The sequence below is a fragment of the Longibacter sp. genome (assembly GCF_051155795.1).
Classification (GTDB): Bacteria; Bacteroidota; Rhodothermia; order Rhodothermales; family Salinibacteraceae; genus Longibacter.
In genome coordinates, this window is the sequence record NZ_DAXETW010000102.1 from 1 (window position 1) to 11468 (window position 11468).

Annotated in this window: 10 protein-coding genes; 5 read left to right on the plus strand and 5 right to left on the minus strand. The window is 64.3% G+C overall.

Annotated elements, in window-relative coordinates; translation table 11 throughout:
* Positions 1 to 625: 625 nt before the first annotated feature.
* The 3 genes from ACFCU0_RS10865 to ACFCU0_RS10875 form a co-directional block, all read right to left on the minus strand.
* A complete protein-coding gene (locus ACFCU0_RS10865) occupies positions 626 to 1441 on the minus strand; it encodes a ferritin-like domain-containing protein (protein ID WP_434973695.1) in 816 nt (271 codons plus the stop codon).
* Between the two features lie 48 nt (positions 1442 to 1489).
* Positions 1490 to 2260: a ferritin-like domain-containing protein gene (locus ACFCU0_RS10870; protein WP_434973696.1), complete on the minus strand. Its 771-nt coding sequence runs from the start codon at positions 2258 to 2260 to the stop codon at positions 1490 to 1492.
* A gap of 161 nt (positions 2261 to 2421) precedes the next feature.
* Positions 2422 to 4602 carry an AAA family ATPase gene (locus tag ACFCU0_RS10875; RefSeq protein WP_434973697.1) on the minus strand — a complete coding sequence of 727 codons (2181 nt, stop codon included), beginning with the start codon at positions 4600 to 4602 and terminating at the stop codon, positions 2422 to 2424.
* 384 nt (positions 4603 to 4986) lie between these two features.
* Here ACFCU0_RS10875 and ACFCU0_RS10880 point away from each other — a divergent pair, with 384 nt between their 5' ends.
* Positions 4987 to 5754 carry a DUF3047 domain-containing protein gene (locus ACFCU0_RS10880; RefSeq protein WP_434973698.1) on the plus strand — a complete coding sequence of 256 codons (768 nt, stop codon included), beginning with the start codon at positions 4987 to 4989 and terminating at the stop codon, positions 5752 to 5754.
* 81 nt (positions 5755 to 5835) lie between these two features.
* Here the strand turns inward: ACFCU0_RS10880 and ACFCU0_RS10885 are convergent, their stop codons facing one another.
* Positions 5836 to 6108: a hypothetical protein gene (locus ACFCU0_RS10885; protein ID WP_434973699.1), complete on the minus strand. Its 273-nt coding sequence runs from the start codon at positions 6106 to 6108 to the stop codon at positions 5836 to 5838.
* A 552-nt stretch (positions 6109 to 6660) separates the two neighbouring features.
* Between ACFCU0_RS10885 and ACFCU0_RS10890 the strand changes: the two genes are divergently transcribed.
* The 4 genes from ACFCU0_RS10890 (at position 6661) to ACFCU0_RS10905 (ending at position 10935) form a co-directional block, all read left to right on the plus strand.
* On the plus strand, positions 6661 to 6939 hold the full coding sequence (locus ACFCU0_RS10890; RefSeq protein ID WP_434973700.1) for a hypothetical protein: 279 nt from the start codon (positions 6661 to 6663) through the stop codon (positions 6937 to 6939).
* 42 nt (positions 6940 to 6981) lie between these two features.
* Entirely contained in the window at positions 6982 to 7455 is a 474-nt protein-coding gene (locus tag ACFCU0_RS10895; protein ID WP_434973701.1) for a CBS domain-containing protein, read from the plus strand.
* 312 nt (positions 7456 to 7767) lie between these two features.
* On the plus strand, positions 7768 to 10677 hold the full coding sequence (gcvP, locus tag ACFCU0_RS10900) for an aminomethyl-transferring glycine dehydrogenase (protein WP_434973702.1): 2910 nt from the start codon (positions 7768 to 7770) through the stop codon (positions 10675 to 10677).
* A gap of 99 nt (positions 10678 to 10776) precedes the next feature.
* Complete coding sequence (locus tag ACFCU0_RS10905; RefSeq protein WP_434973703.1) at positions 10777 to 10935, plus strand: hypothetical protein; 159 nt, start codon at positions 10777 to 10779, stop codon at positions 10933 to 10935.
* Positions 10936 to 10977: 42 nt separating this feature from the next.
* On the opposite strand, the gene ACFCU0_RS10910 is transcribed toward ACFCU0_RS10905, so the two are convergent.
* Positions 10978 to 11468: energy transducer TonB (locus tag ACFCU0_RS10910; RefSeq protein ID WP_434973704.1), on the minus strand; the 491-nt coding region annotated here is incomplete at its 5' end.

Below are 11468 nucleotides of genomic sequence, written 5' to 3' on the forward strand. Positions count from 1 at the left end.
TGCAGAAGTCGCCCGCACCGATGACGAGGTCAACCTCTTTCGCCTGCCGGACCAGGCGCCGGCAGGCCTGCTGGTCGCTGTGAACGTCGCTGAAAAGCAGAAGTCGAGGCATAAGCGTAGAACAGTCGTTGATCCATTCGAAAGCGGGTATAGTATACGGTCTGGAGCGGCCATCTCCGCCTGACCCGTGGCGCCCCGTGTCGCCACCACCGCGATATGTTCTTGGCCCCCACCAACAATGACCCGGCGTGGATGACCCGGCGTAATCAGGCCGGGGAGGATCGCCCGTCTTGATCCGGATTCAATCGTACGGGCGGACAATCCCTCCTGATTCGTCAACCGCCAGGCGCCAACCCCGCACCAGGGCGGAGAACATGTGTTCGCGTTCAACCGGCCCACACAGCGAGAGCACCCGACCCCGAAGGGCCAGGTGCTCTCGGTCGGGACCGCGACGACAAGACGGTCCCGTCCCGACTCGCAGCGTTCGCGCCTCCGGCGAACGGTGAGGAGATGCGAAGCCGGGAGAAGTGAGGTATGTGTCGAAACCGAGGCGGTATGTACGTCGCAGGGGGAGGTCTCCGTGCGGTGGTACCGAAGACCCCGTTGTACCCGGCGGGTCGGTCCGTTAGCCAGCAAAAAAGGGCGTCGCGATCCCGTCGGGCCCCGCGACCTCATCCATGGTGAGCGGCTCATCGTAGGCTTCCGTCGCTTCCGCCACGGTGTACGATCCGAGCGTGGTCTGATCGACGCCGCCCTGGACAAGATTGTCTTCCCCGGCGTAGACTGCCTCGGGGGCGCCACCGGTCTGCGTGCCCGTAATCCACGGTTTCAGGGAAGCCCCTGCCTCCGAGCGGAGCCGGCGCACCTCTGCGGCGTGGCGCGCCTCGACCGAATGAATCTGGAGCGCAGGCGTCAGCAAGTCGTTCCCGGCGAGAAATCCTGCCTGTCCCTTGTAGGCTCGGACGCCGGTGTCCTCGAACGCCTGCGACAGGAGGAGAAACGTGGTGTAGTCGTTGAACGGGTCGAACGCGCCGTCTGCGGTAAAGTCAAAATCGTCGTCCATGAACGATACCGGCGTTCCGCCGAGGTCGTCGATCGTGTCGGACAGCAGCGTCACGTGTGCGTCCTCGTGGTCCGCGATTTTCCCGAACACGGTGCGGGCATCGCCCTGGATGAGGTCCGCCCCGCCGGTGACGGATGCGTCCAGCCCCTGGCGGTAGAACGACGCCTCGAGGTATTCGAGCGTAAGCGCGTAGTTTAAAATATCCACCGGCCCGGGCGTCGACTGCGCACGCACCGGTGTGGGCCGACTGGCCAGCCCGAAGGGCACCGCGGCCGCAGCAAGGGCTGTCCCCGCGCGACCGATTTTCCGCAGTGCGGATCGCCGATTTACGTCGTCGGACGACGCATCGGTCGTAGAAAGGAAATCGAGAATCTTCATAGCAAGAAAGGTCCAGATTCGGGTCGAGCGAAAAGAAGGGGCGGTTCGTCAGGCGTTCTCGACGACAATCTCCGTCGTCACGAACCCGGTGCCGGCAACGGCGGAGAGCACCTCGGCCGGCGGCACCGCGACGTCCAGACCCGTCATCGGATCGACGACGTCATCCCCGGCGAAGTCCGCGGATCCCGGGTTCAGGATCGACCGGACCGAGGCGGCATGCCGAGCTTCGACGGAGACGATCTTCCCCGCGATTGTGAGCAGGTCCGGGTTCTGGAGATAGATGCCCGCCCCGTTGTAGGCGGAGACCCCGGTGTCCTCGAGCGTTTTCGCCACCCCCAGCACGGCGCCGCGATCGCTGAAGTCGACGCTGCTGAAGTCGACCGTCAGGCCCGGGATGACGGTTCCTCCGAGTTCCGGGATGGCTGCCGCCAGAAAGTCGCGGTGCAGCGCCTCGTGGGCGGCGAGATCCTGGAAATAACGCCCTTCAACGGAGGACGGGTCGCCGTAAAAGTTGGCCGCCGCCTCCGCGTAGAACGCGGCCTCCAGTTGCTCGAGGGCGTAGGCGTAGTTGAGCACGCCGAAATCGCTGGAGAAGTCCAGCACGACCGGTTCCTCCGCCGGCGGCGTCATGGCCCCTTCGCTGTCGCACCCGGTCGCCGTCATCAGAGCAGCGAGGCCGACGCCGCCTCCGACGTACTGGAAGAACCGGCGCCGGGACGCCGTGCGCGCCGTCGATTCGGGGGACGATGAGGAGTCAGAAACAGGAGCATCGGGCGATGGCGCGGAGGAGACAGGCGGCGTACCGTGCGTCGTGTCCATGGGAGCGGGGAATCGGTTCAGAAGGTTCGCGAACGCCTTCCATCGAAGACGCACGAACAGTCTGCCGAAACCTGCCGCCGCCGAACAGGCCAATCCGTGTTCACCTCGTACTCAGCGGGTGCTCACGTGCTGTTTCGTTACATTCGACGTGGGGCAGGGCATTAATCGTCCGGGGACGCGCCATCCCCGATTTCGTCGCGCCACAGCAGGTCCGCGACGTGCTGAATGCCCCGCTTGAGATACCGGCGGTACGTGCTAAAAGCCAGGTTCAAGTGTTCGGCCGCTCGCTCCTGCGTTGGCTGCGGGTTCAAGTAGGTCGCCCGGACCGCACGGTAGTACTTCGCCGTCGTCGGATCGCTGTCGAGCGAGTACGCAGCTTCGTCGAGTCGCGCCCGAAGCACCTCGATGCGCTCATCTGCCGGTGCGTCGAGACCGGTGGATTCTGCGATCAGTCGCGAGCGGAGGAGCGGATTCCCGTGCATCGCCTCCGGGCGGGCATGTGCTTTGAACGCCTCTTTCACGGCGTCATCGAAGTCGGTTCGACTCAGCACGAGCATCCGGGGAGAGGACGCCTCCGGTTCGTCCATCATCGGAGACAGGTCTCGCCCTGCGAGGCGATCGAGCCACGCCTGCGGCGGCACCACGCGCCAGTCGTGCCCGAACGTTGCGACATCTGCGTCCCCGACGGTGAAGTCGGCCTCCGGAGTCCGCTGCATGTCGCCGTACGCGAAGAGGAGCTCCCACCGGTCCGCCTCGGCCACGGGGATGAAGGTGTACGCGAGCCCGGGCGTCGAGAGATAATACCGCACGCGATACGCGGAGATCAGGCTCTGAACGGGCGAGATGTCCTGATAGGCGTCCCGGGCCATCCAGAAGCGGAAATGGGCGGCGGTCTCCCCCTCTCGCAACGGCGCTTCGTTCTCCAGAAACCGGCACGCAGCCTCTACGGCCGGGTCGACCTCACGGTCGTCGTCGGTGACTGCGGAGAGGTCAATCTGCATCAGGAATCCGGCCGGCTCAGGCTCCCCGTCCCGAAAAACGTGCACCTCGGCCGCATCGTGATCCCACCAGTAAGCGAAGCATTCCGCGGAGGCCTCGCCCTCGTGGCGCGTGACCATTGCACGGAGGGGTTCTCGGTCCGATGCATCGGCACCGTCCCGGACCGGCGGCGTCCCGGCGTTCCACTCATCTCGGAGCCGCTGGAAGAAGGGCCGGACGATCGGATTCTGCCGGAAAAGAAACAGGTAGTCCGTCAGAATACCCTGCGCCGCGTCCGAGCCGTCGTCTCGCACGGTCGGTGCTGTGGTCGCGTCGTCGAGGGCATCCAGGTAAAAAGAGCGAGCGCGTTGCTGGAGTTCGTCGAACGTGTCGGTATCGCGCCATCGCAGGTCGGCCGTGACGGCAGAGCGTACGATGTCATGGGGGAAAATTCCCTCGGCAGACGTCTCGATAAAGGACAGGCCCCGCAGCCAGGAAAACAGATCGTGCGCCCCGATCAACGGATTCCCGCTGCTGTCTCGTGCCAGGGACCCATGATCGCTTCCCTCGTCAACCGACGCCAGTAGGGCCATAAGCAGCGGTTCCGTGCACACCCGTACGAGCGAGCAGGCCTCCACCGCCCGGCGATGCCGGATCGTCGGCACGCGCTCGAGGAAGCGACGAACGAGCGTGCCGACCAGGTCTGGCGACTCGATCGGATCGAACGACGACGCGTCCCCTTGCACGGCCGCATCGGCAGCAAGAGAAAGGGCGAGCGGGTGCCCATGCGAGAACGTTAGAATGCGATCCCGCACAGCATCGTCGACGCCCCGGCGTTCCAGATAGGTCGCGCCGAGCCTCCGCGGCAGGTTGCGGAGGGCTCGCACGGCCAGAAGCGGCTCCAGGCCGAGATCCGAACGCCACGAGGCCGGCGGGGGCGTACGTCCCGACAGCACGAGTAGGAGCGATGCGGGCAGGCGCGGAATCAGATCCGTCCGAATCCACTCGTACAGCGGCGTCCAGGCCTCAAACGTGTCCACGAACAGCACCGCACGATGCTCCGGCAACGCGGCCGGGTCGGACAGGTCGAGCCCCTCCTGCATGAGCGCATCTTCGACTGCCTGCGGGCTCGGTTCAACGTTTCGTGCGTCCATGGAAAAGACGGGGACGTCACGGTCGTCGCAGCGATACCGCATCTCCGTCGTCAGCGCGGTCTTTCCCACGCCCCCCGGACCGTGTACGAAAAGCACGGCAAACGGCGGGACATCGGCGTCGAGGGCATTCTCGAACTGGGAGAGTTCGGCCTCTCGTCCAACGAATCGGCTCTGGTGCGCGGTACGAAGGCGATCGGCAAACGACGGCATAAGCAGCAGGGAACGTCAGTGAGGGCCGGGACACGAGCATACGCCGAACAGTCGACCCGACGAACAGTCCGCCCGACGAACAGTCAACCCGACGACAAGTCGCATTCATACGGCGTTTGGGAGCAGAACGGCATCAGTGCCGGGCGCCGGTACGCCGTACCCGCAGCGGTGGGCTGCGTTTCGCGTCGGTGCGCCCCCATCACCGCGGGCCCCGTGTCACACGCACGTATCGCCACCTTCGACCAGACGAAATGAGCAGAGGTCGTTATCTCTACAGACTCTCGGCCTGAGCACGAGGTGAGCACGTCCTGACCTGGTGGCTTCCGTCATTCGTCCGTACGCTACCGATGGTCGTCACCCAACCGCTTGAACCGCCCCACCGTCATGCGTCCAACCAGGCTATCCCCGTCCCTCGTTCGCCGCTCATTCGGAAGCGGCCTCGTTCTCATCTTCCTGGTTTCCATCACGGGTGCGACGGTCCTTCTGCCCGACAGTCTGGTTGTCGGGGACTTCTCCTCGGGCGCCCGGGAACAGGTCCTCCCGGACGAATGGGACCGCATCACCTTCGGGAAAATCGATACCCAAACCGAGTACGACCTGGTCGAGGCACCGGCCGACTCCACGGTCGTGCTTGAGGCCCGAAGCAATGGCGGAGCCTCCGGCCTCGTCACGGAGAAACGGATTGATCCGGCGGCGTACCCGGTTCTGCAGTGGCGATGGCGGGTCCAGGATCTACCGGATGCAGCGAATGCGCGAACCAAAGACGGGGATGATTTCGCAGCCAGGATCTACGTCACATTCGATCACGACCTCGGGATCGGCGGTCGTATCAAGCGTACGGCACTGAGGGCGCTCGGCTACGACGACGTCCCCTCGCGTGCGCTGAACTACGTCTGGGCCACGCGTGTCGACACCGGCCAGGTCTTTCCAAGTGCATACACAGACTGGGTCATGATGCTGCCGCTCCAGAGCGGGACGGCGGACCTGGGCCGCTGGGTATCCGAACGGCGGAATATTGCGGACGACTACCGGCGGGCCTTCGGCGAAGAGCCGCCCGCTGTCACGGGGATTGCCGTCATGACCGACACCGACAATACGGGCGGGTCGGCCGTTGCCTATTACGGTGACATCGCGTTCCGCCGTGACGAGTGATTGCCGGGCGCGACAGGACGACGGGGTGGACCGGTGCCGACGGTCCGCCGGCTCATCGGCCTTGACACCAAGGCATGACACCTATTCGTCGAGACCGGCCACGGCGTCGATCGCGGCTGCGATGCGCTGGATCTCGCTCGCAACCGCCTCCAGGCTCACATCGGCCTGTGCGGCGGCTTGCCGCACCCGATTCAACGCTTCGTCATCGGCATCGTCCGGCACCCGCGTCTCGCACAGCGCTTCGATTTCGTCCAGCGCGCGACAGGCGGCCCGCAGAGATTTCGCCGCCCCGCCGGCTGCCTCTCCCATTTCTTCGAGTCGGGCATTCAGTGCGGGGATGAGTCCGTCGTCCATTCGGTCTCGATGATCTGCTCGATGATCTGTAGGCACGTTATGCGCCGGACGGGACACCTGTACGCGGCGTCCGTGTCCGTGAAGCGGTCCGCAACGTAACGGATTTCCTTCCGGCACGCAACACAGCCGCCACGTCCGTGGCCCCGAGTTATCATCCTCGACGCATGGTCTCGCCAGGATGCGCCTTTTCTCCGGTCACCCCAACGCTTCCGGAGCACATCGCCCCCCGGCCATCCCGCCCTCCCTTATCGGACCCACACTGACCCGGCCCTTCACGCATCCTACACAACGGAGGGGGTGCTCCCCACATCAACGAAGCAGTTGTCCCCTCAGTGGCGAGGCGGGAGATCACCGTGATTATAAACGTACCACGGGAAGCTCTCGGTGTCATTCCGTCGGGGCCTGCCCCACCCCGACGATCCCGTCCCGGCGTTCGCCTCGTTCGCCCGGATCCCTCGGCGGTTCGCCACCCGACGCGCCACCCGGCGCGCCACCCGGCCTCGTCGACCTCCCGCGGTCTCGCGTTACCGAACACCTGCCACCCCCGATACCATGACCCGCTCCCGATCCGCCCGTCGCTCCAGCACCACCAGCGTGTCCTGCGAACACTGCAACGAAGAGATTCGCAACGTCGACCAGCTCCTCCTGCTCACGTCTACCGACAGCACGCCCGAGAGCTGCGCCGCCGTCACGATCCACGAAGGCTGCGCAGACGCCTTCTTAAAAACCCATCCGGGCTCCTGGCAGCGATACGCCGGCTGCTCCAGCAGCGCCAGCTGGTTCCTCCCGATGATGGTCCGCTGGCCCGGCTCCCGCTCCACCCAGCGGTAGCACCGCCTCTCGCTCTTCACGAACACCCGATCTCCCGATCCCATGGCTGCATACGTCCGAGACATCCTTTCGACCAAGGGCAAGAACGTCGTCACGGTCCGCCCCGACGCAACGGTCTACCGGGCGATCGAGGTGATGGTAAGCAACAACGTCGGATCCCTGCTCATCCTCAATCCACATCCCGAGGACAGCGCGCCGCCCGTGCACGGCATCTTTACCGAGCGCGACTACCTCCGTCGCATCGCGCTCGAGGGCCGCACATCGCGTACGACCCGCGTCGATGAGGTAATGACGCGCAACGTCCTCACCGTGTCGCCCCTGAACACGGTTCAGGAATGCATGCAGGTGATGACGAAGGCAAAAATCAGACACCTCCCCGTCGTCCAGGACGCCGAACTGAAAGGGCTCATCTCCATCGGCGACTGTGTCCGCCAGGTCTCCCGCGACGCCCAGACGGAAGTCGCCCACCTCCAAAGCTACATCCAGAGCGTCGTCATGGGTCGGTATCCAGCCTGACCGCCGTGTGACGGTCGGAAGATGTGGAGGTGAGAAGGTGGGGAAGTAGACAGCTACGTAGGTTCTTCGGCTCGGCGCAATCTCGCCGAACCCTGAACCTCGAACCCTGAACCTTGAACCTTGAACCCTGAACCTTGAACCTCTCCCTACATGTAACCGCAGTGAAACCCCTTCCGGGGAGGTGTTTCTTTCGGTTGAAATCGCGAACATCCGGTCGCACGGCGTCGTTACATCGCCGCTTTCAAATAGGACTGAAAGCGACGCTTCAGCGTCCCCGCTCCCGCCCGGTTTTCGCCCCAACCGTTCTTCGACATGGCCATCGACCTCACCGTCACCGATCGTTTTGCGTCTCGGCATATCGGACCGTCCGACGCAGACGTGTCGGCGATGCTCGATACCCTCGGCGTCGACAGTCTCGACGCGCTCGTAGATGAAGCCATCCCGGCCGCCATCCGGTCGGATCGTCCCCTTGACCTGCCGCCGGCTGTCACCGAACGCGGTCTGCTCGACCGTGCACAGGCTCTCGCCGCTGAGAACGACCCGCACCGGTCGTTCATCGGCATGGGGTATAGCGGCACGGTTACGCCGCCCGTCATCCAACGCGACATCCTGGAAAATCCGTCCTGGTACACACAGTACACGCCGTATCAGGCCGAGATCGCGCAGGGGCGCCTCGAAGCGCTGCTCAACTTCCAGACGATGGTCATCGACCTGACCGGTCTGGAGATCGCGAATGCCTCCCTTCTGGATGAGGCCACCGCAGCAGCGGAGGCGATGATGATGCTCAACCGCATCACCAAACGCCAGAAGTCGCGTACCTTCTTCGTCGCGGAATCCTGCCACCCGCAGACCATCAGCGTCGTGCAGGCACGCGCCGAACCCATCGGCGTGAACGTGGTGGTCGGCGACCCCCACTCGTTCGAGTTTGACGACGACGTCTTTGGCGTTCTCCTTCAGTACCCTACCACCGGCGGCTCGGTCGAAGACTACCGCGACGTCTGCGAGCGTGCGCACGAGAACGATGCCTACGTTACGGTTGCAGCCGATCTTCTCGCACTCACGCTGCTCACCCCTCCCGGCGAGATCGGCGCAGACGTGGCCGTCGGCTCCACGCAGCGCTTCGGCGTCCCCCTCGGCTTCGGCGGCCCGCACGCCGCCTACTTCGCAACGAAGGAGCGCCACAAGCGGCAGGTGCCCGGACGCATGATCGGTGTGTCGAAAGACGCCGAGGGCGACATGGCGCTCCGTATGGCGCTCCAGACGCGCGAGCAACACATTCGCCGCGGTCGCGCTACGTCCAACATCTGCACGGCGCAGGTCCTGCTCGCCGTCATGGCTTCGATGTACGCCGTCTACCACGGACCGAAGGGCCTCAAGGACATCGCCACCCGCGTGCACGACCTGACGAAGGTCCTCGCCCACGGGCTAAAGGAGACCGGCCACGAAATCCGGCACGACCACTTCTTCGATACGATTCGCGTGGAGCTGAACGGGATCACGCAGGAAGCCGTGCGGGAGGCCGCGGAAGCACACAAAATCAACCTCCGGTACTTCGACGACGGGTCGGTCGGCGTTTCCCTCGATGAGACCGTGACGGCGGAAGACCTCGACGCGCTCTTCACCGTCTTCGGTGCCACGAACGGCAAACAGCTCTACGCCGAAGACGTCGCCGCCGACCTCGAGTCCGGCTACGACGGGCCGCTCCGGCGCGAGTCTTCGTACCTGGAGCACCCGGTATTCCACGAGTACCAGTCGGAAACGGAACTCACCCGCTACATTCACCGCCTGGCGCGGCGGGACCTCTCCCTCACGCAGAGCATGATCCCGCTGGGCTCATGCACCATGAAGCTCAACCCGACGGCGGCGCTGATGCCGATCTCGATGCCGGGCTTCACGGACGTTCACCCGTTTGCTCCATCAGAGCAGACGAAGGGCTATCAGGTGGTGATCGAAGAGCTCTCCAACGACCTCGCCGAGATCACGGGCTTCGACGGCGTCTCCCTCCAACCCAACTCGGGCGCCTCAGGCGAATACGCCGGCCTCCTCGTCATCCGCGCTTACCACCGCGCCAACGGCGACGACCACCGCACCGTCTGCCTCATCCCCGAATCGGCTCACGGCACCAACCCGGCCTCGGCAAGTATGGCGGGCATGAAGGTCGTGACGGTCGACTGCGACGAGAACGGAGACGTGGACCTTGAAGACCTGACGGCGAAAGCCGAGAAGCACAGCGATGAACTCGCCGCGCTGATGGTCACGTACCCGTCCACCCACGGTGTCTTCGAAGACCACATCCAGGAGCTCTGCGACGTCGTCCACCGGCACGGCGGCCAGGTCTACATGGACGGCGCCAACATGAACGCGCAGGTCGGACTCTGCCGGCCGGGCGAATTCGGGGTCGACGTCTGCCACCTGAACCTGCACAAAACGTTCAGCATCCCCCACGGCGGCGGCGGACCGGGCGTCGGACCGATCTGCACGGCCGAGCACCTCTCGCCCTTCTTGCCCGGCCACCCGATCGTGGAGACCGGCGGCAAGCAGTCGATCGCCCCGGTGTCGGCGGCCCCGTACGGATCGGCGCTCATCACGCTCATCTCCTGGGCCTACATCAGGATGCTCGGAGCCGAGGGCCTGACGGAGTCGACCAAAACAGCCATCTTGAACGCCAATTACATCGCGAAGCGCCTGTCGGCCCACTACGACGTCGTTTACAGAGGCGACCACGGCCGCGTGGCCCACGAGTTCATCCTGGACCTGCGCCCGTTCCGTAAGGAAATCGACGTCAGCGAACAGGATGTGGCGAAGCGACTGATGGACTACGGCTACCACGCACCGACCATGTCCTGGCCCGTCGTCGGAACGCTCATGGTGGAGCCGACGGAAAGCGAGTCCAAAGCCGAACTCGACCGGTTCTGCGAGGCGATGACCACGATCCGAACCGAGATCGAGGAAATCGAGCAGGACGTCGTGGATGTGGAGCACAGCCCGCTGAAGCAGGCACCGCACACCGCGGAACTGATCGCTCGCGATCACTGGGACCTCCCCTACAGCCGGGAACGCGCCGCCTTCCCCGCCGAATGGACACGGAGCGACAAGTTCTGGCCCACGGTCCGCCGCGTCGACGATGCCTTCGGAGATAGAAACCTCATCTGCGCCTGCCCGCCAATGGAGGCCTACCAGACGGACGATGAGGAGAACCTCGAGGAGGTGCTCACGGCATAAGCCATGTCACCTCACCGCAGATACCCGACCGAGTGCTCCCGTGCTGTCAGAGGAGCACTCGGTTTTTCTTTTCTCGGAATCCGAAAACGGAGTACGGCCATGAGTCAGGGAAAAATCTGGGCGATCGCCGCGGCCATTATTCTCGTGGACCTTGCCGTGTTCATGGTCCCCATCGTGCCGATCGTCGCCGCCTATATCCTCATCGCGCGCCCGCCATGGTTCAAGACGTTCATTGATGACGTATACGAATCGTCGTGAAGCGCATCGACACAAACCGAAAGGGTGACGAGGTATCGCCGGTCATTTACGTCGCGCGTGAAACGAAATCGGAAGAGTGAGCTGGACCCTTACGGGTTTACCATCCTTGAACGCCGGTAGAAACCTGGTTTCCCGGACAGCGCGCATAGCCTCCCTGTCGAGGAGCGGATGCACCGATCGCGTCACCTTCAAGTCCGTCGGAACGCCTTCATTCGACACGATGAACTGCACGAAGACCTGGCCTTCGATGCCTTTCCTTCGAGCCTCGCGCGGGTACCGGATATCGTCTTGCAGCGCTTTCAGCCCGCCGATCAGGCGCGCCATCTGGTCCGGCACCTGAACCACCGGTTTTCGCGGAAGGTCATCAACCGTCTTCGTTTCCGGTGGATTCGTGTCCGCTGTTTCCTGCTCCTCAAGTCCAAACCGAAGCGGGAGTGTCACCCGCGTCCGTACGACCGCTCCATTTTTCCGTCCCGGCGTAAAGTTCATCGTCTGAGCAAAGCGCCGAGCTTCCTCATCGAGCGACTCGTGCA